This window comes from Streptomyces sp. NBC_00012 (assembly GCF_045040875.1).
GTDB lineage: Bacteria > Actinomycetota > Actinomycetes > Streptomycetales > Streptomycetaceae > Streptomyces.
The window spans coordinates 5,995,749-6,020,733 of record NZ_CP108309.1 but is presented as its reverse complement, the minus strand read 5'-3'; the positions used below and the strand labels follow the sequence as shown (position 1 = coordinate 6,020,733).

20 protein-coding genes and 3 tRNA genes are annotated in these 24,985 nt (G+C 70.7%); 11 read left to right on the top strand and 12 right to left on the bottom strand.

Annotated features, from left to right (window positions below; all coding sequences use genetic code 11):
• Window positions 1-585: 585 nt before the first annotated feature.
• Window positions 586-1,218, bottom strand: coding sequence for a TetR/AcrR family transcriptional regulator (locus tag OHA19_RS27600; RefSeq protein WP_405712392.1), 633 nt, complete (start codon window positions 1,216-1,218; stop codon window positions 586-588).
• 152 nt (window positions 1,219-1,370) lie between these two features.
• Between OHA19_RS27600 and OHA19_RS27595 the strand changes: the two genes are divergently transcribed.
• From OHA19_RS27595 to OHA19_RS27585, 3 genes are all read left to right on the top strand, one after another.
• Window positions 1,371-2,927, top strand: coding sequence for an acyl-CoA synthetase (locus OHA19_RS27595; protein WP_405712394.1), 1,557 nt, complete (start codon window positions 1,371-1,373; stop codon window positions 2,925-2,927).
• A gap of 69 nt (window positions 2,928-2,996) precedes the next feature.
• Window positions 2,997-4,166 carry an acyl-CoA dehydrogenase family protein gene (locus OHA19_RS27590; protein WP_405712396.1) on the top strand — a complete coding sequence of 390 codons (1,170 nt, stop codon included), beginning with the start codon at window positions 2,997-2,999 and terminating at the stop codon, window positions 4,164-4,166.
• Between the two features lie 45 nt (window positions 4,167-4,211).
• Entirely contained in the window at window positions 4,212-5,567 is a 1,356-nt protein-coding gene (locus OHA19_RS27585; RefSeq protein ID WP_405712398.1) for an MFS transporter, read from the top strand.
• A 437-nt stretch (window positions 5,568-6,004) separates the two neighbouring features.
• On the opposite strand, the gene OHA19_RS27580 is transcribed toward OHA19_RS27585, so the two are convergent.
• The 3 genes from OHA19_RS27580 to OHA19_RS27570 form a co-directional block, all read right to left on the bottom strand.
• A tRNA-Ile gene (locus tag OHA19_RS27580) sits at window positions 6,005-6,078 on the bottom strand.
• 233 nt (window positions 6,079-6,311) lie between these two features.
• Window positions 6,312-6,384 (bottom strand) — tRNA-Asn (locus OHA19_RS27575).
• A gap of 5 nt (window positions 6,385-6,389) precedes the next feature.
• Window positions 6,390-6,462: transfer RNA gene (locus OHA19_RS27570), tRNA-Asn, on the bottom strand.
• 180 nt (window positions 6,463-6,642) lie between these two features.
• On the opposite strand from OHA19_RS27570, the gene OHA19_RS27565 reads away from it, so the two are divergent.
• The 4 genes from OHA19_RS27565 (at window position 6,643) to OHA19_RS27550 (ending at window position 12,388) form a co-directional block, all read left to right on the top strand.
• On the top strand, window positions 6,643-6,942 hold the full coding sequence (locus OHA19_RS27565; protein ID WP_405712400.1) for a YtxH domain-containing protein: 300 nt from the start codon (window positions 6,643-6,645) through the stop codon (window positions 6,940-6,942).
• A gap of 113 nt (window positions 6,943-7,055) precedes the next feature.
• Window positions 7,056-8,501 (top strand): FGGY family carbohydrate kinase, encoded by a 1,446-nt coding sequence (locus OHA19_RS27560; RefSeq protein WP_405712402.1) that lies wholly within the window; start codon window positions 7,056-7,058, stop codon window positions 8,499-8,501.
• Window positions 8,502-8,717: 216 nt separating this feature from the next.
• Window positions 8,718-10,451 (top strand): ABC transporter ATP-binding protein, encoded by a 1,734-nt coding sequence (locus tag OHA19_RS27555; protein WP_405712404.1) that lies wholly within the window; start codon window positions 8,718-8,720, stop codon window positions 10,449-10,451.
• The gene (locus tag OHA19_RS27550; protein ID WP_405712406.1) at window positions 10,451-12,388 is read left to right on the top strand and encodes an ABC transporter ATP-binding protein; all 1,938 of its coding nucleotides are present in this window, start codon (window positions 10,451-10,453) and stop codon (window positions 12,386-12,388) included. The genes OHA19_RS27555 and OHA19_RS27550 overlap by 1 nt, the downstream gene beginning before the upstream one ends.
• Before the next feature lie 67 nt (window positions 12,389-12,455).
• Here OHA19_RS27550 and OHA19_RS27545 read toward each other — a convergent pair whose 3' ends face one another.
• The 5 genes from OHA19_RS27545 to OHA19_RS27525 form a co-directional block, all read right to left on the bottom strand.
• Window positions 12,456-13,550, bottom strand: a complete 1,095-nt coding sequence (locus OHA19_RS27545; RefSeq protein ID WP_405712408.1) for an RNA polymerase sigma factor — start codon at window positions 13,548-13,550, stop codon at window positions 12,456-12,458.
• Window positions 13,551-13,754: 204 nt separating this feature from the next.
• Window positions 13,755-15,665 carry a DNA primase gene (gene dnaG / locus OHA19_RS27540; protein WP_405712410.1) on the bottom strand — a complete coding sequence of 637 codons (1,911 nt, stop codon included), beginning with the start codon at window positions 15,663-15,665 and terminating at the stop codon, window positions 13,755-13,757.
• Between the two features lie 301 nt (window positions 15,666-15,966).
• Window positions 15,967-17,226, bottom strand: a complete 1,260-nt coding sequence (locus OHA19_RS27535; RefSeq protein ID WP_405712412.1) for an NAD(P)/FAD-dependent oxidoreductase — start codon at window positions 17,224-17,226, stop codon at window positions 15,967-15,969.
• Window positions 17,227-17,426: 200 nt separating this feature from the next.
• The gene (locus OHA19_RS27530; RefSeq protein ID WP_405721425.1) at window positions 17,427-18,755 is read right to left on the bottom strand and encodes a deoxyguanosinetriphosphate triphosphohydrolase; all 1,329 of its coding nucleotides are present in this window, start codon (window positions 18,753-18,755) and stop codon (window positions 17,427-17,429) included.
• Between the two features lie 126 nt (window positions 18,756-18,881).
• Complete coding sequence (locus OHA19_RS27525; RefSeq protein WP_405712414.1) at window positions 18,882-19,094, bottom strand: hypothetical protein; 213 nt, start codon at window positions 19,092-19,094, stop codon at window positions 18,882-18,884.
• Window positions 19,095-19,307: 213 nt separating this feature from the next.
• Between OHA19_RS27525 and OHA19_RS27520 the strand changes: the two genes are divergently transcribed.
• Window positions 19,308-20,018 (top strand): vancomycin high temperature exclusion protein, encoded by a 711-nt coding sequence (locus OHA19_RS27520; protein WP_405712416.1) that lies wholly within the window; start codon window positions 19,308-19,310, stop codon window positions 20,016-20,018.
• Window positions 20,019-20,046: 28 nt separating this feature from the next.
• On the opposite strand, the gene cutA is transcribed toward OHA19_RS27520, so the two are convergent.
• Together cutA and OHA19_RS27510 are read right to left on the bottom strand one after the other, a co-directional pair.
• Window positions 20,047-20,385: a divalent-cation tolerance protein CutA gene (gene cutA / locus OHA19_RS27515; RefSeq protein WP_405712418.1), complete on the bottom strand. Its 339-nt coding sequence runs from the start codon at window positions 20,383-20,385 to the stop codon at window positions 20,047-20,049.
• An 84-nt stretch (window positions 20,386-20,469) separates the two neighbouring features.
• On the bottom strand, window positions 20,470-21,096 hold the full coding sequence (locus OHA19_RS27510; protein ID WP_405712419.1) for an NADPH-dependent FMN reductase: 627 nt from the start codon (window positions 21,094-21,096) through the stop codon (window positions 20,470-20,472).
• A gap of 134 nt (window positions 21,097-21,230) precedes the next feature.
• On the opposite strand from OHA19_RS27510, the gene OHA19_RS27505 reads away from it, so the two are divergent.
• From OHA19_RS27505 to OHA19_RS27495, 3 genes are all read left to right on the top strand, one after another.
• Window positions 21,231-22,031 (top strand): aminotransferase class IV family protein, encoded by an 801-nt coding sequence (locus OHA19_RS27505; RefSeq protein WP_405712421.1) that lies wholly within the window; start codon window positions 21,231-21,233, stop codon window positions 22,029-22,031.
• A 601-nt stretch (window positions 22,032-22,632) separates the two neighbouring features.
• Window positions 22,633-23,382 (top strand): hypothetical protein, encoded by a 750-nt coding sequence (locus OHA19_RS27500; RefSeq protein ID WP_405753382.1) that lies wholly within the window; start codon window positions 22,633-22,635, stop codon window positions 23,380-23,382.
• Window positions 23,383-23,481: 99 nt separating this feature from the next.
• Window positions 23,482-24,105, top strand: coding sequence for a class F sortase (locus tag OHA19_RS27495; RefSeq protein ID WP_405712423.1), 624 nt, complete (start codon window positions 23,482-23,484; stop codon window positions 24,103-24,105).
• Between the two features lie 64 nt (window positions 24,106-24,169).
• Here the strand turns inward: OHA19_RS27495 and OHA19_RS27490 are convergent, their stop codons facing one another.
• Window positions 24,170-24,958, bottom strand: a complete 789-nt coding sequence (locus OHA19_RS27490) for a sulfite exporter TauE/SafE family protein (RefSeq protein ID WP_405712425.1) — start codon at window positions 24,956-24,958, stop codon at window positions 24,170-24,172.
• Between the last annotated feature and the right edge of the window lie 27 nt (window positions 24,959-24,985).

Genomic DNA, 24,985 nt, shown 5'->3' with positions numbered 1-24,985 from the left:
GTATGCGCAGGTCATGACGGGCCCGGGACCGGGGAGTGCCACTTCTCGCAGTTCAGCCGAGACCGACGGATCACGCATCTCGAAGGAGGCCGGACCGGACCCGCCGACCGGCTGGTCGCATGGCGATCGGCGTCAGCCCCGCATCGCCTCCCACTTCCCGGACTCAAGATCGAACTCAGCCCTGAAGGTGGGCGCCGATCTTGAGAAACGCCTGGTTGAGGGGTGGGTAGGGCGCCGCCGGGGAGACGATCCGGGAGGCGTAGTGGACGACGACCAGGTCGAGCGCGGGGAGACGAAGAGGCGCTGGCCGTGGATGCCGCCGGCCATGAAGGAGCCATAGGAGTCGTTCGGGATCCACCACAGGTCGTGGGAGGAGAGGGTGGCGGGCGTGTCGGGGGTGCCGCGGGGAAGCGGACACGGCGCCCGCAGCCGTCCGGCACGCCGGAGACGATCGTGGAGGCGGCGGCCTCGGGAACGATCTGCATGCATCCGCTGCGCTCGTGATCGATGTCCATCACCAAGCTCGATACCGTACACAGTGTCCGGTAAATCAGCCAGAGGGGGCGCGGGGCGATACGTGCGTCTTCATGGGGCGAGGTCGAGGGCTCCGGGGGCGTCGGACGGGGTCAGCCCGGTCGCCCAGACGCGGCCGTAGACGGACAGGTCGCGCAGGTGGGCGGTGATCTCGGCGGCGCTGTACCCGGTGTCGTTCTCGACCCACCAGGTGAGCAGGCCGATGAGTTCGCCGGTCCACGCCCGGGCGACGACATCGAGCGGGATCCTCGGCGCGACCCCGAGCTCTTCGGTGCGCGCACGGAACGCGGCCTCGGCGTGCGCACAGACGAGGCCGGTGAACTCGCGCAGGGCCCGTCCGTCCCCCTCGCCCCGCAGGACGACCCGGTAGACGGGTTTCTCCTGCTCGGCGTGTTCGAAGATGTACTTCACCGGCAGCCCGGTGAAGCCCTCGGTGCGCGCCTGCTGGAGTGCCGGCAGAAGGCGTTCGCGGTCCTCCGCGAGGTCCCGGACGATGCCGATCAGCAGGTCCTCCTTGTCGCGGTAGTGCGCGTAGAAGGTGGCGCGGCCGACGTCGGCGCGTTCGGCGATCTCCTCGACGGTGATCGCCTGGAACCCCCTGTCCAGGACCAGTTCGACCAGGGCCTGGCGCAGTGCGGCCCGCGTCCTGCGGACGCGGCGGTCTCCCGCGGGCTTCGTGTCCACTTCGCTTCCTTCTTGTCCGGTCTGTCCGGACCTCTTCGGCCCGTCCGACTCCTCCGGCCCTCCGGACCGTTGACCTGACCCTAACGCTGCCCTTACGTTGCCGCACACAAAGATTGTTACTGGACACAGTGTTCGGAAAGTTTGGAGACGCGATGAATCTCGGGCGGTACGTGCGCAGGACAGCCGACCATCAACCCGATGCCGAAGCCGTGGTGTGCGGCCCCGTCCGGCTGACCTACGCGGAACTCGACGACCACAGCGACCGCCTCGCTGCCGCACTGCGCCGCCTGGGCCTGGACCGGGGTGACCGCGTCGCCACCCTCGCCGCCAACCGCGCCGAGCTGGTCGTCACCGAAGTCGCCCTCTACAAGGCCGGTCTGACCCGCGCGCCGATCAACGCACGGCTGGGCACCGCGGAAGTCGGTCAACTGCTCACGGAGTCGGACGCCCGGGTCCTGCTCACCGACGCCGCCCACCTGGACGCCGCCCGCGCCGCGGTCCCCGGCACCGGGGTGAAGACCGTGCTCGGCTACGACGGGCCGAGCGATCTCGGCCCCGGCTACGCGGAAACGCTCGCGGCCACCGCACCCGAACCCGTGGAAGCGGACTGCTCCGAGACCGACATCGCGGTCCTGCACTTCACGTCCGGCTCCACCGGCAAGCTCAAGGCGGCAATCCAGACGTACGGCAACCGGCTGGCGCTGCTGCGCAAGTCGGTGATGAGCGCCGCCACCCGGGTCGGCCACGGCGACCGGCAGATCCTCGCGGGCCCCGTCACGCACGCCTCGGGCATGCCGCTCCTCGGCATCTTCTTCGCGGGGGGCTGCGCGGTCGTACTGCCGCGCTGGGACGCCGAGGAGTTCCTCGCGACCATCCAACGCGAGCGTGCCACGCACGCGTTCGTCGTCCCCACGATGGTCAATACCGTCCTCGCGCTGCCGACCGCGCGGGACTACGACATCTCCAGCCTGCGCCAGCTCACCTACGGCGCGGCACCCATGTCACCGGCCCGGATCCGGGCGGCATGGGACCTGTTCGGGCCCGTGCTCTCGCAGGGCTTCGGATGCGGTGAGACCACATCGGGCGTGCTCTTCCTCTCCACCGAGGACCACCGGCGGGCGATCGAGGACGGGGACGAGGAGCTGCTGCTTTCCTGCGGCCGCCCGCTCGCGGAGGCGGAGGTGCGGATCGTCGACGACAGCGGCGCACCCGTCGCCGACGGAGAGATCGGCGAGATCGCCGTCCGCGGGCCCGATGTCGTCCCCGGCTACCACAACGCACCGGACCTCACAGCCGAGTCCTTCCACGACGGCTGGTTCCACACCGGAGACCTCGCTCGCCGCCGTTCCGACGGATACGTCTTCATCGTCGACCGCAAGAAGGACATGATCATCTCCGGCGGGTTCAACATCTACGCCGTAGAGGTCGAATCCGTCCTGCACCAGCACCCCGGCGTGTACGAGGCCGCCGTCGTCGGCGTCCCCGACGAGCAATGGGGCGAAGCCGTCCACGCCGTCGTCGTGCCACGCGACGGCGCTCCCCTCGACGGCCCCGGGCTGATCGCCTTCTGCGCCGAACACCTCGCCCGGATGAAGAAGCCCCGCACCGTCGAGATCGTCGACGCCCTGCCCCACAACCCCAACGGCAAGATCGACCGCCGCGCGATCCGCGAGCGGTACTGGACGGGCATCGAGCGCCGCGTCCACTGACCCCCTGACCTCGGCCTCCGGTCCGAGCCGCAGGAACAGGAAGAGAAAGAGAGAAGAGGAACCCGAATCATGCCCTACACCCTCGAACCCTCCTACGACGACAACCCTCGCCTCAAGGAACTCGTCGGCCGGCTGCGTACGTACCTGACCGACGAACTCCTCCCCTACGAGCAGGCGAACGGCATCACCGCCGAGAGCGCACTCGACCGTCCCACGCTGGAGCACGTCTGGAAGCGCAGCGCGGAACTCGGCTTCTACGGCATCAGCCTGCCTCCCGAACTCGGCGGCCAGGGCCTGGACTTCACCGAGCTGTGCGCGCTGAAGGAGGAACTCACAGCCTCCGGGGCCGCCCTGTCCCACTCGGTACTGGGCGACCTGGGAGGGCCGCTGCGCGTCGGCGCGATCGTGAAGTACGCCACCGAGCACCAGCTCGAGAGGTATCTGATGCCCGTCGTCCGCGGCGAACTCGCCTGCTGTTTCTCGATCACCGAGCAGGACGCGGGCTCCGACGTCCGGAGTATGCGCACCACCGCGACGCCGGACGGCGACACCTACGTCCTCGACGGGCACAAGGTGTTCTCGTCCGCCGCGCCCTTCGCCGACTTCGCGATCGTCGTCGCGCGCATGGCCGGCACGGAGGAGGCGTACAGCGCGTTCCTCGTCGACCTCGACACTCCCGGCTGCCGGGTTCTCGAGGGCGAAGTGCCCATGTCCGGGCAGCGGATGGAAGGCGATCTGGTCTTCGAGAACTGCCGGATCCCCGCCGCGAACCTGCTCGGCGAGATCGGCCAGGGCCTGCGCATCGGCATCGGCCGCATCACTCTCAACCGGCTGTTGCACTGCCCCTCCCTGATCGGCGCCGCCCGCCGTGCCTGGGACCTGTCCGTCGCGTACTCCAAGGAACGCGTCGCCTTCGGGCAGCCGCTGCTCGCCCTCCAGGCCATCCAGCACAAGCTCGCCGACATGGCCACCGAGCTGTACGCCGCCCGCTCCATGGTCATGGCCACCGCCGCGCGCGCCGACCGGGGCGAGAACATCGCGGTCGAGGCCAACATGTGCAAGCTCTTCACCTCCGAGGCCTGCTTCCGCGTCGCCGACCAGGCCGTACAGATCCACGGCAAGGCCGGGCTGACCCGCGGCCACGAGGTCGAGCAGATCTTCCGCACGCTGCGCATGTTCCGGATCGTCACCGGCACCACCGAGATCCACAAGAACGCCATCGTCAAGGCCCTCGTCTGAGCCGGACCCCCGTACGGAGTCAGGCCCTACCCGCAGGAGTCACCCATGGCTTCCCAGCCTTCCGCGCCGCCCGCCGGTCTCCTCGGCGAAGAGGCAGTCGTCCCTCCACCGTACGACCGGGTCCGGGCCTGGCTCGTCACCGCGCTGATCGTCACCTTCATGGTCATCAACTTCGCCGACAAGGCCGTTCTCGGCCTCGCCGCCGTCCCGATCATGGATGAGCTGGAGATCAGTCACGGCACCTACGGACTGATCTCCAGCTCCTTCTTCCTGCTGTTCAGCCTCACCGGACTCGTCGTCGGCTTCGTCTCCTCCCGCGTCAGCAGCCGCACCCTGCTCTTCGTCATGACGCTGACGTGGGCCGTCGCCCAGCTGCCTGTACTCGTCGTGGCGGCCGTCCCCACACTGATCGCGGGCCGCGTCCTCCTCGGCGCCGCCGAAGGCCCGGCCGCGTCCATGTCCATGCACGCCCTCTACAAGTGGTTCCCTCCGCACCGGCGCGGGCTCCCCTCCGCCCTGCAGATCGGCGGCGCCGCCCTGGGGACCCTCGTCTCCGCGCCCGTACTCACCTGGCTCATCACGGACCACGGCTGGCGCTCCGCCTACGTCGCGCTCGCCGCCGCCAGCGCGGCCTGGGCGCTGATCTGGTGGCACGTCGGTCACGACGGTCCCTTCGACGACGCACCCGCGGCACACACGGGGAAGCGGGGGCAGCGCAGTCCCCGGGCAGCCGCCGCCCCACGCCTGCCCTACCGCAGACTGCTGCTGACCGGCACTGTCCTGGGCAGCATCTCCAGCGCCTTCGGCGCCTCTTGGGCACTGTCCCTCAGCCAGGCCTGGCTGCCGTCCTACCTCCGGACCGAGCTCGGCATGGCCCCCGGGGACGCCGCGAGCACCATCAGTGCCATCGCCGGCTTCAGCCTCGTCCTGCTCCTCACGGTGTCCCCGCTCATGGACATGCTGAAGGCCCGCGGCGTCACCAGCCGCTGGTCCAGCGGCGCCACGCAGGGCATCGCGGTCTGCCTGGCGGGCTGCGCCATGGCCATGCTTCCCTTCACCGACTCGGCCGTCCCCCGGCTCCTGCTGATCGGACTGGCCTTCGGTACCGGCGCCGTCGCCGTTCCCCTCCACTACATGACCACCGCCGAGGTCGTGCCCACCGCGCAGCGTGGTGCGCTCTTCGGCATCGTCGCCGCCACCGGCACCCTCCCCGGTCTCGTCGCCCCCGCCCTCACGGGCTACCTCATCGACGCGGCGGACTCGACGGCCTCCGGCTACACGACCGCCTTCCTCATCAGCGCCCTCGTCATGATCCTCACCGGGCTGCTCGCCGTCGCCTGCATCCGCCCGGAGCGCGACGCCGAACGCCTCGCGGCCGGCTTCTCGGGAATGAAGCCCTGACTGCGGGTAGTACCTCTCCGGTCATGAGGCCGCCGGCTCCCGCGTTTTCCGGGTCATCCGTCGGCTGAGGCCACCCCTGACGGTCGAACCCGCTGCCCGCCCTGCCGAGGCAGTGGAACGGCTGCGGATCGCGGAAGGCACCCTGACCCCGGTCCGGGACCGATCGAACGGTTCAACCTGGCCTTCGCCGCAGCCCCGTTGACGGATGCGGTGGGGTTGGGCGGAGTGCGACGTCTCTCTCAACGGCCGCGGGACCGTTCCACGGCGCTCCCCACGGCGGCATCGCTGCAAGGCCCCGGGTCGGAGCCGTACAGAACTCGCCTTCAATGTGCGAGGACTCGCGTTCGCCACACCCCCGCGAGGTGTCCGCAGCACGCGTAATGCCCCACAGAAACGCGTTTCCCCAGGCCGAAACGATTCTGCCTGGGGTCGCTCGGTGGGGCGGGTGGGACTCGAACCCACGGCCGACGGATTATGAGTCCGCTGCTCTAACCGGCTGAGCTACCGCCCCTTTTCGGCGTGGCGCGTACAAGTGTGCGCGCCGTCTGCCGCAGCATAGCCGGTCATACGATCTCTCGCTCCGGATGGTCGGCTTCGCATGACCATGAAGACCTCACCGCCGGTCGTCCGGTTCCGGATCGAGCGAAGTGCACGCGAAAGAGTCACATGCATCCCGCACGCACCACGGTGGCGACCGTCGGCGGGCATACGAAAAAGGACCCCTCGGGGTCCTCTTCCGTTCCGCTCCCCCGACTGGACTCGAACCAGTAACCCTCCGGTTAACAGCCGAATGCTCTGCCAATTGAGCTACAGGGGATCGCGCTCCCCCGACTGGACTCGAACCAGTAACCTGCCGGTTAACAGCCGGCTGCTCTGCCAATTGAGCTACAGGGGATTGCTGCGTGTGCACCGAACCCTACCTACCTGGCTGCTGCCGGGCGGCGCGCGTTCGCTGCGACACATACATTAGCGCAAGCAGGGGGGTGCTTTGCCAATCGGTATCCCCCGGGGTGATCTCAGGTGCCCGCGGGTAGGTCGGGCAGCACACGTCGCACTGCAAGGAAGGGTGGCAGCCATGCGGTACCGGCTCACGTTCATCGCCGGACTGGCCCTCGGATACGTGATCGGGACACGGGCCGGACGCGAGCGCTACGAGCAGCTCAAGAAGTCCGCACGCCAGTTCGCCCAGAATCCGGCCGTGCGCAACACCGCGGAGTCCGCGGCGCAGAGCGGCCGCGACCTGGCCGGCAAGGCGTACCACGCGGTGAGTGACAAGGTCGGTGAGAAGGTCCCGGCCTCGGTGACCGACCGGGTGCGCTCGCTGCGGGACCGCGGCCGGAACGGCGAGGACGACTGGGGCACCAGCAACACCTAGGGCCTCTCGTTTGGATCATGCCGGGCTGATCCAAACGAAAGACCCAAGGGCCGCCCCAGCCACTGCCGCTCCACCGGTACGGAAAGGTCCGGCGGTGCGGCAGAATCTTGGGCATGGGGATAGTCGCCGGCTTGGACAGTTCTTCCGCCTTCACACACATCGTCGTCTGCGATACGGACACGGGCGCGGTGCTGCGCCGGGGGTTCGCCGCACACCCCGTCGAAGCGAAGGCCACCGAGGTGGACCCGCAGGCGTGGCTGCTCTCGCTCGGCGAGGCCGCCGGTGGCGGGCTGCTCGAAGGGGTGCAGGCCATCGGTGTCTCCGCCCAGCAGCACGGGCTGGTACCCCTGGACCACCAGGGCAATCTCGTACGCCCGGCGCTGGTCGGCAACGACAAGCGGGCGCAGGCCGCCGCGGCCGATCTGGTCGACGGCCTCGGCGGGCGGCAGGCCTGGGCCGAGGCGGTCGGGGCGGTGCCGCAGGCCGCGCAGCCGGTGGCGAAGCTGCGCTGGCTGGCGCGGACCGAGCCGGAGGCGGCCCAGCGGGTGGCCGCGGTGCTCCAGCCGCACGACTGGTTGGTGTGGCAGCTGCTGGGGCGTCCCGCCCGGCGGACCACCGACCGGGGTGCCGCGTCCGGCACCGGCTACTGGTCGGCCGACACCGGCTCGTACCGGCCCGACCTGGTGGAGCTCGCACTCGGGCACCAGGCGGCGCTGCCCGAGGTGCTCGGTCCCGCCGACGCGGCCGGGAAGACGCCCGAGGGGCTGCTGATCTCCGCGGGGACCGGCGAGACGATGGCGGCGGCGTTCGGGCTCGGGGTCGGGGCCGGCGACGCGGTGGTCTCGCTGGGTGCGTCCGGCTCGGTCATGGCGGTGCACCACGAGGCGCTGTCCGATCCGGCCGGGATGATCACTTCGTTCGCGGACGCGACCGGAAAGCATCTGCCGGTGGTTCACACGTCCAACGCGGTACGAGCGCTGCGCGGGACCGCCGAGATGCTCGGCGTGGAGGGACTGGAGGAGCTCTCGGCGCTGGCGCTGAAGTCCACGCCGGGCTCGTCCGGGCTGGTGCTGCTGCCGTATCTGGAGGGCGAGCGGACACCGCGGCTGCCGCACGCCGCGGGGACGCTCTGCGGGCTGCGGCGCGAGTCGATGAAGCCGGAGCATCTGGCGCGGGCGGCGTTCGAGGGGATGCTGTGCTCGCTGGCCGACGCGCTCGATGTACTGCGCGGCCGGGGCGTCGAGGTGCGCCGGGTGTTCCTGCTGGGCGCGGCGGCCGAGCTGCCCGCCGTACAGGGACTGGCGCCCGCGCTCTTCGGTACGCAGGTGGTCGTGCCGCAGCCCGCCGAGTACGCGGCGCTGGGCGCGGCCCGGCAGGCGGCCTGGGCACTGGGGGTCTCGCAGGGGACCGGCGATCCGCTCACTCCCCCGGCCTGGCAGGGCGCCGCGGCGCAGGTGCTGGAGCCGGGCGAGGAGCTGGCCGTCGGACAGGCGGTGCGCCAGCAGTACATGGCGACGCGGGACCAGATCCACCCGGGCGCGTTCGACTCCGCGAGCTGAGATCCCGGTCGGGTGGCCTTCGGTCGGAGGCCACCCGACGGGCTCTCGGCCGTACGCCGGTGCGACAGGGCCGAGTACACCGAGCGAGGCGAACCCCTCCACTTGTGTACTCGGTCTGTTTTTTGACCTGGTCTTGAGTAAAATCGCTCGCAGTCACGGCCGCCGGTGCCGGAAAATGGGTCGACCCCTGCCTTCTGCCGACTCCGAGAGACACGCGTGCTCATAAAACTCCTGCGGGCCTATCTCGGTCCGTACAGAAAACCCATCCTGCTGCTGGTCCTCCTCCAACTGCTGCAGACCTGCGCCAGCCTCTACCTGCCCACACTGAACGCCGACATCATCGACAACGGTGTCGTGAAGGGTGACACGGGTTACATCCTGGAGTTCGGCGGCATCATGATCGCCGTCAGCATCGCCCAGGTGGTCTGCAACATGGGGGCCGTTTACTACGGCGCCCGTACCGCGTCCGCCCTCGGCCGTGATGTGCGGGCGTCGGTCTTCGACCGGGTGCAGTCGTTCTCGGCGCGCGAGGTGGGGCGCTTCGGGGCACCCTCGCTGATCACCCGTACGACCAATGACGTCCAGCAGGTCCAGATGCTGGTGCTGATGACGTTCACGCTGATGGTGTCGGCTCCGATCATGTGCGTCGGCGGCATCATCATGGCGCTCGGCCAGGATGTCCCGCTGTCCGCGGTGCTGCTCGCGGTGGTGCCGGTGCTCGGCATCGCGGTGAGCCTGATCGTGAGGCGGATGCGCCCGCTGTTCCGCACGATGCAGGAGCGGCTCGACACGGTGAACCGGGTGCTGCGCGAGCAGATCACCGGCAACCGCGTCATCCGCGCCTTCGTCCGGGACGGTTACGAGGAGGAGCGGTTCCGCGGCTCCAACCAGGGGCTGACGGACGTGGCGCTGTCCACGGGCCGGCTGATGGCGCTGATGTTCCCCACCGTTATGACGGTCGTGAACGTCTCGTCGATCGCGGTGATCTGGTTCGGTGCCCACCGCATCGACAGCGGGGGCATGGAGATCGGAGCGCTGACCGCGTTCCTGGCCTATCTGATGCAGATCGTCATGTCGGTGATGATGGCCACCTTCATGTTCATGATGGTGCCGCGCGCCGAGGTCTGTGCCGAGCGCATCCAGGAGGTCCTGGAGACCGAGTCCAGCGTGGTCCCGCCCGTCAAGCCGGTCCGCAAGCTGCTCGCCCGCGGTCATCTGGAGGTGCGCGGCGCGGACTTCCGCTACCCGGGCGCCGAGGAGCCGGTGCTGCGGTCGGTGGACCTGGTGGCCCGCCCCGGCGAGACCACCGCGATCATCGGGTCGACGGGCAGCGGGAAGTCGACCCTGCTCGGTCTCGTACCGCGGCTGTTCGATGTGACGGACGGCCAGGTGCTGGTGGACGGCACGGATGTGCGGACGCTGGAGCCGGGGCTGCTGGCGAAGACCGTGGGTCTCGTTCCGCAGAAGCCGTATCTGTTCTCCGGGACGGTCGCGACGAACCTGCGGTACGGAAACCCGGACGCGACCGACGAGGAACTGTGGCACGCGCTGGAGGTCGCACAGGCCAAGGAGTTCGTCACGGCGCTGGAGCACGGTCTGGACGCGCCGATCTCGCAGGGCGGCACCAATGTGTCGGGCGGGCAGCGGCAGCGTCTGGCCATCGCCAGGACGCTGGTGCAGCGCCCGGAGATCTATCTCTTCGACGACTCGTTCTCCGCCCTCGACTACGCCACCGACGCCGCGCTGCGCGGGGCGCTCTCGCACGAGACGGCCGAGGCGACCGTGGTGATCGTGGCGCAGCGGGTGTCCACCATCCGCGACGCGGACCGGATCCTGGTGCTGGACGAGGGCCGGGTGGTCGGCTCCGGCACCCATCACGAGCTGATGGACGGCAATGAAACGTACCGGGAGATCGTGCTCTCCCAGCTGACGGAAGCGGAGGCCGCGTAATGGCCGGGCCTGGCGGACGCATGATGGCGGGCGGGGCGCCGACCGACCGGTCCATGGACTTCAAGGGGTCATCGAAGCGGCTGCTGAAGCGCTTCGCGACGGAGAAGACCTCGCTGTACGTGATGCTGGTGGCCTGCGCCCTGAGCGTCGGCCTGTCGGTGGTCGGGCCGAAGATCCTCGGCCGGGCGACCGACCTGGTCTTCGCCGGGGTCATCGGCCGGAGCCCGGAGATACCGAAGGGGACGACCAAGGAGCAGGCCGTCGACGGCCTGCGCGAAAGCAACAGCGGCCTGGCCGACATGCTCTCCAAGGTGGACTTCGTCCCCGGTCACGGCATCGACTTCGGCGCGGTGGGCGACGTACTGCTGGTGGCGCTGGCGGTCTATGTCGGGGCCGGTCTGCTGATGCTGGTGTCGACCCGGCTGTCGATCCGGATCATCAACCGGGTCGTGTTCCAGCTGCGCGAGGACATCCAGACGAAGCTGTCGCGGCTGCCGCTGTCGTACTTCGACCGGGCCAAGCGCGGCGAGGTGCTCAGCCGGGCGACGAACGACATCGACAACATCTCGCAGACCATGCAGCAGACGATGGGCCAGCTCATCAACTCCCTGCTCACCATCGTCGGCGTGCTGATCATGATGTTCTGGGTGTCGCCGCTGCTGGCGCTCGTCGCGCTGGTGACGGTGCCGCTCTCGGTGGTCGTGGCCACCAAGGTCGGCAAGCGCTCGCAGCCGCAGTTCGTGCAGCAGTGGAAGGTGACGGGCAAGCTCAACGCCCACATCGAGGAGATGTACACCGGGCACACCCTGGTGAAGGTCTTCGGCCGGCAGGAGGAGTCCGCGCGAGACTTCGCCGAGCAGAACGAGGCGCTGTACGAGGCCGGTTTCAAGGCGCAGTTCAACAGCGGGATCATGCAGCCGCTGATGATGTTCATCTCCAACCTGAACTATGTGCTGATCGCCGTCGTGGGTGGTCTGCGGGTAGCTTCGGGCGCGCTGTCGATCGGTGATGTGCAGGCGTTCATCCAGTACTCGCGGCAGTTCTCGATGCCGCTGACGCAGGTCGCCTCGATGGCGAACCTGGTGCAGTCGGGCGTCGCCTCGGCCGAGCGGATCTTCGAGCTGCTGGACGCCGAGGAGCAGGGCGCCGACCCCGTGCCCGGCGAGCGGGAGCGTCCCGAGGAGCTGCGGGGCAGCGTCTCGCTGGAGAAGGTGTCGTTCCGTTACGACCCGGAGAAGCCGCTCATCGAGGATCTGTCGCTGAACGTCGAGCCGGGTCACACCGTCGCGATCGTCGGTCCGACCGGGGCCGGCAAGACCACGCTCGTCAATCTGCTGATGCGGTTCTACGAGGTGACGGGCGGCCGGATCACGCTGGACGGGGTCGACGTGACGAAGATGTCGCGCGACGAACTGCGCCAGGGCATCGGCATGGTCCTCCAGGACACCTGGCTGTTCGGCGGTTCGATCGCGGACAACATCGCGTACGGCGCTTCGCGCGAGGTCACCCGCGAGGAGATCGAGGAGGCGGCGAAGGCGGCCCATGCCGACCGGTTCATCCGCACCCTGCCGGACGGTTACGACACGGTGATCGACGACGAGGGCTCCGGCGTCAGCGCGGGCGAGAAGCAGCTGATCACCATCGCGCGGGCGTTCCTGTCCGACCCGGTGATCCTGGTGCTCGACGAGGCGACGAGCTCCGTCGACACCCGTACCGAGGTGCTGATCCAGAAGGCGATGGCGCGGCTGGCCCACGGCCGTACGAGCTTCGTGATCGCGCACCGGCTCTCCACCATCCGGGACGCCGACATCATCCTGGTGATGGAGAACGGCTCGATCGTCGAACAAGGCACCCACGAGGAGCTGTTGGCCGCCGAGGGCGCCTATGCCCGGCTGTATTCGGCGCAGTTCGCGCAGGCGGTCGCCGAAGTCGACTAGGAGTAAAGCTCGTTCGTACGTACGCGAGGGCCCGTACCGCTGTCCGGCGGTGCGGGCCCTCGCGGCGTCAGTCGAGGTAGCCGCGGAGCTGGTCGGCGAAGGCGTGGTCCCGCAGCTTGCTGAGGGTCTTGGACTCGATCTGGCGGATGCGTTCGCGGGTCACGCCGAAGATCCTGCCGATCTCCTCCAGGGTGCGGGGCCGCCCGTCGTCCAGCCCGTAGCGCAGCTGGACCACCTTGCGTTCGCGCTCGCCCAGGGTGGAGAGCACCGCTTCCAGGTGCTCGCGCAGCAGCAGGAACGCGGCGGACTCGACCGGGGACGCGGCGTCGCCGTCCTCGATCAGGTCGCCGAGGGCGACGTCGTCCTCCTCGCCCACCGGGGCGTGCAGCGAGACGGGCTCCTGGGCGAGCCGCAGGATCTCGCCGACCCGCTCGGGGGTGAGGTCGAGCTGGCCGGCGACCTCCTCCGCGGTCGGCTCGTAGCCGCGCTCCTGGAGCATCCGGCGCTGGACGCGTACGACGCGGTTGATCAGTTCGACGACATGCACCGGGACCCGTATGGTCCGCGCCTGGTCGGCGAGGGCGCGGGACATGGCCTGGCGGATCCACCAGGTCGCGTACGTGGAGAACTTGTAGCCCCGGGCGTAGTCGAACTTCTCCACGGCCCTGATCAGCCCGAGGTTTCCCTCCTGGACCAGGTCGAGCATGGTCAGCCCGCGGCCGACGTAGCGTTTGGCGACGGAGACGACGAGGCGGAGGTTGGCCTCGATGAGCCGGCGTTTGGCCATCCTCCCCATGACCACCAGCCGGTCGAGGTCGACGGCCAGCCGGGTGTCCGGGTCGGGGGTGCTCGCGAGCCGTTCCTCGGCGAAGAGCCCGGCCTCGACGCGGCGGGCGAGCTCCACCTCGTCGGCGGCGCTGAGCAGGGGGATCCGGCCGATCTCCCGCAGGTACTGGCGGAAGAGGTCGGAGGACGGACCGGCGGTCTCCGGGCGGCTCCGCGGCCCGGCTGCCCGGGTCGGCTCCTCCATGAGCACCTCGGGCGGGTCGGGCGGGTCGTTCGGTATCGGCGGCTCCACCTCGGCCTCCGGATGGCGCACGGCCCGGTTCTGCGCGGGGATGGCCGAGACGTGCTCGGTTTTGGTCAGGGTCCGGGTCTGCACGGGGGCGACCTCCAGGTGATCGCTGCCGGACCGCGGGGATGGAGGACCATCGTTCGATGGACCGGCCGCGCTCCGATGTCTCAGGCACCGCACCCCAGTGTGGGGTAAGACACATCGTCGCCACGAGGGGCGTGCGGGCACTTTCTGAGTCCGGTCCGTGACCGGGCGGTTACGCGGGGCCGCTCCCGCCGCCGGGCCGGCGCGTCAGAGCGCGTCGGCTCCGTTGTTGCGCAGGGACTGGGCGTACTGCTGGAGGACCCAGACCTCGTTCTGTGCCGCCGCCAGGTGGTCCGGGGCGACATTGCTGCCGAGGCGGGCGAGGCTGCCCTGTACGTCGTCGATCCGGCGGTCGACGGCGCGCAGCCGGACCTGAACGAGCTGCATGCCCGCGTAGGTCTCGTCGATGGTCTTGCCGTGGAAGACCTCGACGGCGAGCTCGGTGACCAGGTTGCGCACGGTGTCGTTGGGCGCCGCGTCCAGGACCTGGACCAGGTATTCGCGGGTTTCGGGGACGCCCAGCTCGGCGCCGCCGGCCTCCGCGATGCACTGCCGGACGGCGGCGTACGGCGGGGCGGTGAACTCGTCGGCCCCGTAGGCGTCGAACGCCGGGGAGACCAGGGCGGGCTTCTGCAGGGCGAGCTTCAGCAGCTCGCGCTCGGTGCGGTGGGCGGGGCTGCGGAGGTTGAGCGCGGGGCCGGAGGGGGCGGGGGCCGGTGCCTGGGCCTGCTGGTGTCGGGGGCCCCCGCGGGAGGGGGTCTGGCCGGGGCCTCGCTGGTCGCCCCGCTCGCGGGCCCATCGGGCGAGCTGGCCGACACGCTTGACGACGAACTGGGTGTCCAGGATGCCGAGCATGCCGGCCAGTTGGACGGCGACCTCGTGCTGCGAGGAGCTGTTCTTGATCCGGGCGACGACGGGTGCCGCCTCGTCGAGCGCGGCGCCCCGGCCGGCCGGGGTCTCCAGGTCGTACCGTGCGACGATCTGGCGGAGCGCGAACTCGAAGAGCGGGGTGCGGGGTTCGACCAGGTCACGGACCGCCTCGTCGCCCTTGACCAGGCGCAGATCGCAGGGGTCCATGCCGTCCGGGGCGATCGCGATGTAGGTCTCGGCGGCGAACTTCTGGTCGTCCTCGAAGGCGCGCAGGGCGGCCTTCTGTCCGGCCGCGTCACCGTCGAAGGTGAAGATCACCCGGGCGCTGCCGTTGTCCATCAGGAGCCGGCGGAGGATCTTGATGTGGTCGCCGCCGAAGGCCGTGCCGCAGGTGGCGATGGCGGTGGTGATCCCGGCGAGATGGCAGGCCATGACGTCGGTGTAGCCCTCGACGACCACGGCCCGGCTGGCCTTCGCGATGTCCTTCTTGGCGAGGTCGATGCCGTAGAGCACCTGGGACTTCTTGTAGATCGCGGTCTCGGGGGTGTTGAGGTACTTCGGTCCGTTGTCGTCGTCGCGCAGCTTGCGGGCGCCGAAGCCGACGACATCGCCGGAGGTGTCGCTGATCGGCCACATCAGACGGCCGCGGAAGCGGTCGATGGGGCCGCGCCTGCCGTCCTGGGAGAGGCCGGAGGCGATCAGCTCCTTGTCACTGAAGCCCTGACCGCGCAGATAGCGGGTGAGGTGGTCCCAGCCGGCCGGACTGTAGCCGACGCCGAAGTGGGCGGCGGCCGCCTGGTCGAAGCCGCGCTCGGCGAGGAACTTCCGGCCGATCTCGGCCTCGGGCCCGTCCAGCTGCTCGACGTAGAACCGGGCGGCCACCTTGTGCGCCTCGACCAGCCTGATGCGCTCGCCGCGCTGGTGGGAGGGGTTGTAGCCGCCCTCCTCGTACCGCAGGGTGATGCCCGCCTTGGCGGCGAGCCGCTCGACGACCTCCGCGAACGTCAGATGGTCGATCTTCTGCACGAAGGCGATCGTGTCGCCGCCCTCCTGGCAGCCGAAGCAGTGGAAGAGACCCTTGCTCGGGCTCACCTGGAAGGAGGGGGACTTCTCGTCGTGGAACGGGCAGAGTCCCTTGAGGTTGCCACCGCCCGCGTTGCGCAGCTGGAGGTACTCGGAAACGACGGCGTCGATCGGGACCGCGTCCCGTACCGCCTTCACATCGTCGTCATTGATCCTGCCAGCCACGGGTGAAGTCTACGGGTGGGCTACGACAGCCGTGGAGCGCGCCGATGTGATCCGTGGAACCGGTGGGGCGGTGCGGACCGGCCGGGTCGTCCCGTCCGGGAGCCCGGGGCGGGACGGCCGGGCCGGTCCGGGCACGGCTCAGAGCCTGTCGGGTGACGTCTGACCGGGCGGCCACGCCCTGGCACGCACGCTTCCGGCGTTGCCGAAATGCCCTGGTAGCTCCGTTACGAGGGCATCCCGGCGCCTTGGAACCGCAGCACCATGCCGCGTCCGCTCTCCGATCGAAGGTCACCCGACAGGCTCAGCCAAGGGATTCCAGCGGTACCGACGGGTCCGCCAGCGCGTCCGGGTCGATCTGCCGGCCGGACCGGATCAGCCCCTGCACGGTCTCGGTGACGTCCCACACGTTGACGTTCATCCCGGCCAGCACCCGGCGGTCCTTCAGCCAGAAGGCGATGAACTCCCGCTTCCCCGCATCGCCCCGGATGACCACCTGGTCGTAGCTGCCCGGCGGTGCCCAGCCCGAGTATTCGAGGCCGAGGTCGTACTGGTCGGAGAAGAAGTACGGCACCCGGTCGTAGCTGACCTCCTGGCCGAGCATGGCGCGGGCCGCGGCCGGGCCGCTGTTCAGCGCGTTCGCCCAGTGCTCCACGCGCAGCCGGGCGCCGAGCAGCGGGTGGTCCACGTTGGCGACGTCCCCGGCCGCGAAGATGTGCGGGTCGCTGGTGCGCAGGGAGGCGTCGACGGCGATGCCGCCGCCGTCGGCTCGGGGGGCCATGGCGAGCCCGGCGGTCTCGGCGAGGGCGGTGCGGGGCGCGGCGCCGATCGCGGCGAGCACGTCGTGGGCGGGGTGCTCCTCGCCGTCGTCGGTGCGGACGGCGAGGACCAGGCCGTCCTGGCCGATGATCTCGGTGAGGCGGACGCCGAAGTGGAAGCGCACCCCGTGTTCGCTGTGCAGATCGGTGAAGATCTGGCCGAGTTCGGGGCCGACGACCTGGTGCAGCGGGGTCGGCTCCGGTTCCACGACGGTGACCTCGGCGCCGTACCCGCGGGCCGCCGCCGCGACCTCCAGTCCGATCCAGCCGGCCCCGGCGATCACCAGGTGGCCGTTGTCGCGGCCGAGTGCGGCCAGCACGTTGCGCAGCCGGTCGGCGTGGGCGAGGCGGCGCAGATGGTGGACGCCGGCCAGGTCCGTGCCCGGGACGGGAAGGCGGCGCGGCTCGGCCCCGGTGGCGAGCAGCAGCTTGTCGTAGTGGACGACGGTGCCGTCGCCGAGCTGTACGGCGCGGGCCTCCCGGTCGAGCGAGGTGACGGGCTGCCCCAGGTGCAGCTCGATCTCGGCGCCCGCGTACCAAGCGGTCTCGTGGACGAAGACGCTGTCGCGCTCCTCCTTGCCGGTGAGGTAGCCCTTGGAGAGCGGAGGCCGTTCGTACGGATGGTCGCGTTCGTCGCCGAGCAGGATCACCCGGCCGCTGAAACCCTCCGTCCGGAGCGTCTCGGCCGCCTTCGCTCCAGCCAGTCCTCCGCCCACGATGACGAACGTCCGATGTGCGTCGACCACTTGATGCCTCCTCGGTGCTTGCTTCGCGGCGCCGCCAACTGCGAGCGTCCCGCACGCAGCGTGATGGCGAAAGAGGGTGTACCCCGATCAGGTCACACCCAGTGGCCGGGACCAGTCTGCGCGGCGCGGCCCGCGGCATGCGGCACGGCTCGCAGACGGGGTGGAAACGGGTCCGGCCGGACCCGTTCTCCCGCGGCCGGTCATCGGCGGCGTGCGGTGAGCGCCGCGTGCAGCGAGCGGGCCGAGGCGTCGGTCAGGGCGGCGATCTGGTCGACCAGGACCCGCTTGCGGGCCCTGTCGTCGCGGGCGGCGTCGAACAGCGCCCGGAACTGCGGCTCCAGTCCCTCCGGGGCACGCGCGGTCAGGGCGGCAGCCAGCTCGGCGATGACGATGCGCTGGTCGGCGCGGATCGCCTCCTGCTCGGCGCGCTGCATGACGTACCGGTCGGCGACGGCCTTGAGCACCGCGCATTCGTTGCGGGCCTCGCGTGGGACGACCAGCTCGGCGGCGTACCGGCCGAGGCGGCCGGTCCCGTACGCCTGCCGGGTGCTGGTCTCGGCAGCGAGGCAGAACCGGCCGATCAGCTGGCTCGTCGCGTCCTTCAGCCGGGCCTGGGCGACGGCGGATCCGTCGTAGCCGTGCGGCCACCAGTCCTGGGCGATGAGCCGGTCCAGCGCGTCGGCCAGCTCCTGGGGCTCGGTGTCCGCCGGTACGTAGCGGCCGATGGCGACCGCCCAGATCGCGTTCCGCTCCGGCTCGGCGCAGAGGCGGTCGGGGTCGATGTGCCCGGCGTGCAGCCCGTCCTCGAAGTCGTGCACGGAGTAGGCGACGTCGTCGGACCAGTCCATGACCTGGGCCTCGAAGCACTTGCGGTCCCTCGGTGCCCCCTTGCGGGCCCATTCGAAGACCGGCAGGTCGTCCTCGTACACCCCGAATTTCGGCGAGCCGGGGTCGGTGGGGTGCGCGCCGCGCGGCCACGGGTACTTGGTGGCGGCGTCCAGGGCGGCCCGGGTCAGGTTGAGTCCTACGCTGACCAGCTCGCCGGTGCGGGTGTCGGGCACGAACCGCTTCGGTTCGAGCCTGGTCAGCAGCCGCAGCGACTGGGCGTTGCCCTCGAAGCCCCCGCAGTCCGACGCGAAGTCGTTGAGCGCCTGCTCGCCGTTGTGGCCGAACGGCGGGTGGCCCAGGTCGTGGGCGAGGCAGGCGGTCTCGACGAGGTCGGGGTCGCAGCCGAGCGCGGCCCCGAGCTCGCGGCCGACCTGGGCGCATTCGAGGGAGTGGGTGAGCCTGGTCCGGGGGCTGGCGTCCCAGGCGTGGCTGCGGGTGCCCGGGGTGACGACCTGGGTCTTGCCGGCGAGCCGCCGCAGCGCGGCGGAGTGCAGCACCCGGGCGCGGTCGCGCTGGAACGCGGTGCGGCCCGGCCGTTTGTCCGGCTCGGTGTCCCAGCGCTCGGCGTCGGCCGCACCGTAGGGGCCGGTGCCGTGGTCCTGTGCGCCGTGCGTGCCGTGCGTGCCGTGCGTGCCGTTCATGCCGTTCATGCCGTTCATGCCGTCCATGGTTCCGACAGTAAACGGCCGGACCGACAGTACGGCTCAGGCAGCCGCCCGGAAATGTCCGTTCATCAGGTTTCTCCCGGCGACCGGGCGCGGCCCGGCTCACCGGGGCCGCCGGGCCGCCCGCTCCGCAGCCGCGTGCCACCACCCCGGGGGCGAGGGGGACGTGGGGCGGGAGGTGGGCTGGTCGGGGTGGAGGCCCAGGGGGCGCAGTGCCGAGGCTCGGACGCGGACGGTGATCCAGCCGTGCCAGCGGCCGTCCGGTCCCGGGCCGCACGCCAGGTCGCAGAGCAGTTCACCGGCGGGTATCGGCATCCAGTCGATGCCCCGGTCCCGCAGTCAGGCGCGGGCGGCGGCCGCCGGGTGCAGGGCGCCCTTCACGTTCTCATACGCGGCGATCGTCACCCAGTCGTCCTCTGATCCGGTTCGGTTCATGGCATTCATCCTGCCCGTTCGAGAACCCTTTCGGCCTGTGAATCGTCCGATCAAGTGGGACGACGGGGCACGGCACGGAAAGAGGGAGCTCCCATGCGGGTGAAGTGGCCGGGACGGCAGTCGCTCGGGCGGCTGCGGCCGCGGTGGCCGCGCACACGGCGCGGGCAGCGGCGGGCCGTGCAGGCGGTGATGCTCGCGTGCGTGGCCGGGCTGGCGCCCATGACCTGGATGTACTCCGTCGCCGACGCCCGGGTCAGGACGACCGCGGACGCGCCCGCGCAGCAGGTGGCCATGGTGTTCGGGGCGGGGCTCTGGCGGGGCAGACCGTCGCCGTATCTCGCCAACCGGCTGAAGGCCGCCGCCGAGCTGTACCGGGACGGGAAGGTGAAGGTCGTGCTCGTGACCGGTGACAACAGCCGGAAGGAGTACGACGAGCCGGAGGCCATGCGCACCTATCTCCGGGAGCAAGGGGTGCCGGACGAGCGGATCGTGAGCGACTTCGCGGGGTTCGACACCTGGGACTCGTGCGTGCGGGCCAAGAAGATCTTCGGGGTCGACCGCGCGGTGCTGGTGAGCCAGGGGTTCCACATCCGCCGGGCGATCGCCCTGTGCCGGTCCGCGGGGATCGACGCGTACGGGGTGGGCGTGGACGCCGTGCACGACGCGACCTGGTACTACGGCGGGACGCGGGAGGTGTTCGCGGCGGGGAAGGCGGCACTGGACGCCGTCTTCAAGCCCGATCCGCACTTCCTGGGGCCCCAGGAGCCCGGGATCGGGGAGGCGCTGGCGGCCCGGGAGCCGTAGGCCCCCGCAGTCCCGGAGAGGCCCGGGGCTACAGGGACGTGACCGGAGCGGTCTCGGCCGAGACCCAGGCGAGGTAGCCGGCGCTGCCCCCTACGACCGGGATCGCGATGATCTCCGGGGTCTCGTAGTCGTGCGCCGCCCGGAGATGGGCCTCCAGTTCGTCGTACCGCTCCGCTGTCGTCTTGAGGAGCAGCTGCCACTCCTCGGTGGTCTCGATGGCGTTCTGCCAGCGGTAGACCGAGGTGACGGGCGCGGAGATCTGTACGCAGGCGGCGAGCCGCGCCTCCACCGCGCCCTGCGCCAGGGCATGGGCCTTCTCCTCACTGTCCGTCGTGGTCAGTACGGTCAGCCATGCCTGCGTCGTCACCTTCGGCTCCTGCGGGGTCGGTTGCGGGGTGTCCCGTACCCGACGATTGTCGGGGACGTCGCGGCGCGGCGCAGCGCTCCCGGGTCAGACGCCGTACGGGCGGACCGCCTTGGCCTCGCGCAGGGCGTGCCCCCACCAGACCAGCTGGTCGAGCAGCACCTTGGCCGCCGCGTCGCAGCCCGCCGGGTCCCGGTGCCTTCCCTCGTCGTCGAACAGGGCGCCCGCGTTGTGGAAGGACACGGTCTCGCGGATGCCGACGGTGTGCAGCTCGGCGAAGACCTGCCGCAGGTGCTCCACGGCGCGCAGCCCGCCGGAGACCCCGCCGTACGAGACGAAGGCGACGGGTTTGGCCTGCCACTCGTCGCGGTGCCAGTCGATGAGGTTCTTCAGCGGGGCCGGGAACGAGTGGTTGTACTCGGGGGTGACGACGACGAAGGCGTCGGCCGCCGCCAGCCTGGACGCGACGGCCGCGAGCCGGGCCCGCGACTCGTCGTCGGGCCGGTAGGAGAGGGCGACCGGGAGGTCGAGCTCCGCGATGTCGATCACGTCGGTCTCGATGTCGGGGCGGTCGGCGGTATGGGAGAGGAACCAGCCGGAGATGACGGGGGCGAACCGCCCCTCGCGGTTGCTGGCAACGATGACCGCGACCTTCAGGGGCGCGGTGGAGCCGGTCGCGGAAACGGTGGTTACGGGTGCTGCGGTGAGTTCCATGCGAAGAGACTCGTATGTCAACCATGGTTGAGGTCAACCCCGTTCGAGCAGGGTCCACGAAATCCCCTCTCCCCGTCCCCGGCCCCTGTCCCCGGGGCCGTCGCGTCGTTCTTCGCCGGGCCTACGGTGGAGGCATGACGACTCCCCCGCACCAGCCCTTCCCGTACGCCGAGTTCGACGGGCGCCCGGCCACCGAGGAGGATCTGCGGATTCCGGCCTTCCTCGGCTACGGCCATTTCACCGCCATGCAGGTCAGGGACGGGAAGGTGCGCGGCCTCGCGCTGCATCTGGCCCGGCTGGACGCCGCGAACCTGGAGTTGTTCGAGCGTCCGCTGGACGGGGAGCGGGTCCGCGGGCTGGTCCGGCACGCGCTGGACGGTGCCGGGGTGCGGGACGCCTCGGTCCGGGTGCACGGCTTCCTGTCCCCGGGCGACGCGGAGACCACCGTCATGGTGACGGTGCGCGGACCGGCGCGGAAGTCCGCCGAACCGCACGCCCTGATGTCCGTCCCGTACGCCCGTACCGTGCCGCACATCAAGCGTCCCGGGGAGTTCGGCCAGACGTACTACGCACGGCTGGCCGCACGCGCCGGGTTCGACGAGGCCCTGCTGACCGCGCCGGACGGCACGGTGACGGAGGGTGCGATCACCAACATCGGCTTCTGGGACGGCACTTCGGTGGTCTGGCCCGACGCACCGTGCCTGATCGGCATCACCATGGCGCTGCTGGAGCGGGAACTGCCGGGCGCCGGACTCCGATCCGTACGGCGTCCGGTGACGCTGGACGGGCTGGGCGCGTTCCGGTCGGCGTTCCTCACCAACTCGCAGGGCATCGCGCCGGTCGGACGGATCGACGACACGCGATTCGCGGTGGACGAGGAGCTGATGCGGCGGATCGGGCGGGCGTACGACGGTGCGCGGTGGGACACCGTCTGACACCACGGCCCGGCAGTAGAAGTCGCACAGGTAGCGGGCGCCGAACGGGTCCATGGAGCGGTTGCCGGACAGGAAGGGGTCGAACCTGCGCTCGCTCGGAACTTCGAGAAGTCCGCCGCGTCGGCCTTCCTGGTGAGGACCTCGGAATACTGCCGCAGCATTCAGCCACCGAAGGTTACGGAGCGTGCGCGATCGGGCGCCGTCCGCTCCCACCCCGCACCCGCTCCCCCCTCTGCCCTCCGCGCGAATCCGCCCTCACCGGGCCCAGGGGGGGTGGGCCCGGTGAGGGCGGTGGCCGGGGGCGGCCTCGTGCACCGTCCCGTGGGGGGTGTCAGACGTGTGCCCGACACTCGCGAGGTCATGCGTGTGACGTACGCCACTCTCCCCCCGGGCGCCGTCACTCGATCGGCACCGGGCGGCGGGAGGCCGGCCGCACCCGTACCGATCACCGCGCTGACCTGCGCGATCACCCCTTGGCAAGGAGGACGCGCCGGTCCGTTCGAGTGAAAGCTGACTTTGCGTCAGCAGGCATGGGTGGCGGGCCGCCCGTTAGCTCAGGGGCAGGACACACCTACTCGCGCCATCGCCGGAGGAACCCCCCATGCGTCCTGTCCGCATAGTGACCGGTACCGCCGCATCCGCGGTCACCATAGCCACCCTCGGCTTCCTCACCGCCGGGCCCTCCGCGTACGCGGACGATGCCGGCGCGCAGCGGATCAGCTCGGCCGATGCCGTGTCGCGGACCGCCGGTGGCCTCGGTACGCGGGCCACCGACGACGAGGCCTCGGGGGACGGGGCCGGGTCGGGATCCGACTCCGGTTCGGGTACGGGCACCCCGTTCAGCCTGGACAACCTCTCCGGCCTCATCGCGCCCTCGCTGCTCGACTCCGCCTCCGCCTCCGCCTCCGCCTCCGCCTCCGCCTCCGGACGCGACACCACGGGCGGGGACGAGGACACGGACCGGGGCGAGAGCGCCGGCCGCGGCGAGGGCACGGACCGGGGCGACAGTTCGTCGTCCGGGAACGACAACTCGTCCTCGTCCGGACACGAAAGCTCCGGCGGACGCGAGAGCTGGAGCCCGTCCGAGAAGGGCTCGGGCAAGCACGACGGCTCGTCGTCCGGAGATGACAGCTCGTCCTCGTCGGGGCACGACAGCTCGTCCTCCGGGCGCCGCCCCTCGGACTCCGGTGGCCCCACCGGCCCCACCGGGCACGTGAAAACCGGAGTCGGCGGCAGCGTCCGGCCCGACACCACCCAGATCGCGGCGGGCGCCGGCGTTCTCGCCGCGACCGCCGTCGGCGGAGCCTGGCTCCTGCGTCGCCGGGCGAGCGGCACGCAGGGAGCCGGCTGACGGAGACGGATTCACGTCTCCGTACCGCCTGGTTTCCGTCCCGGTGGCCGCGCGCCACCGGGACGGGACCGTCCCCGTTCCGTCACCCGGAGGACGACCGTGACCCAGAAGGCCAAGGGCTGGCTGCTGGTCATCGCAGCGCTGGCCGGTGTCTGGCTGATCCGCAACGGCGCCGGCACCCAGCTGGTCCCGCCCCGGCCGGCCGCCGCCCAGGCGTTCACCGGCGGCCCGGAGCCCCAGCCGGGATCGCCGGTCGCCGAACCCCTGAAGCCTTCCGCCCCCGTGCGCATCCGCATCCCGAGCATCCGGGTGGACGCCCCGATGATGCGTCTGGGTCTGGGGGCCGACGGCAGTCTCGACGTGCCCCCGGCCGGCAATCGCAACGTCGTCGGCTGGTACCGGGACGGCACTCCCCCGGGCTCCAAGGGCAGCGCGATCGTCGCCGGCCACGTGGACAACGCGCAGGGGCGGTCGGTCTTCTACGACCTGGGCGCCCTGCAGAAGGGCAGCACGGTCGAGGTGGTCCGCCAGGACGGGCACACCGCCGTCTTCTCCCTGGACGCGATCGAGGTCTACGAGAACGAGAACTTCCCCGACGAGCGGGTGTACGGCGCCGCGCCCTTCCCCTCACTGCGGCTGATCACCTGCGGCGGCGGCTTCTCGAAGGGGACGGGGTACGAGGGCAACGTGGTGGCGTACGCGCACCTGACCTCCGTGCGGTGAACAGGGCCGCCGCGCATGAGTCACCTGGCCGCTGCCCCGAGCCACCTGGCCGCGCGTGGGCCGCTCAGGCCGTCCACTGGTCGAAGGCCAGCTTCGCGACCAGCGAGAAGACCACGACCAGCAGCACACCGCGGACGAACTCGCTGCCCTTGCGGAGCGCCATCCGCGCCCCGATGAGCCCGCCCGCCAGGTTGAACACCGCCATCAGCGCGGCCAGTTGCCACAGCACGCTGCCCTGGTAGGCGAACATCGCCAGCGCACCGCCGTTGGTGCAGACGTTGACGATCTTGGCGGTGGCGGACGCCGTCACCAGGTCGAGGTGGAGCACCGCGGTCAGCGCCAGCACCAGGAACGTGCCCGTGCCGGGGCCGAACAGCCCGTCGTAGAAGCCGATGCCGCCACCGACCAGCACGATCGCGGTGACGGTGCGGGCCCGGGTGACCTGCTGCCGCGCGCCGTCGCCCGTGTCCTTGCCGAACGAGGGCCGCAGCATCACGAACGCCGCGACGGCCAGCAGCACCACCATGATCACCGGTCGGAGCACCTCGCTGCTGATCCCGGCGGCGAAGAACGCACCGGCCATCGATCCGGCCAGCGCCGCCATCCCGATCCGCAACGCGGTCCCGATCTTCACCGGAGCCTTGCGCACGTACGCCACGGCGGCCCCCGACGTACCGACGATCGCGACCGCCTTGTTGGTGCCGAGCACCTGCGCGGCCGGGACGTGCGGCAGGCCCAGGAGCAGCGCGGGCAGCAGAAGCAGTCCGCCGCCGCCGACCACCGCGTCGATCCAGCCCGCCGCGGCCGCCGCGAGGCAGAGGATGATCAGGGTGGTGATTGCTATGTCCGGCATGATCACGACTTTATGGACGCGATCTCG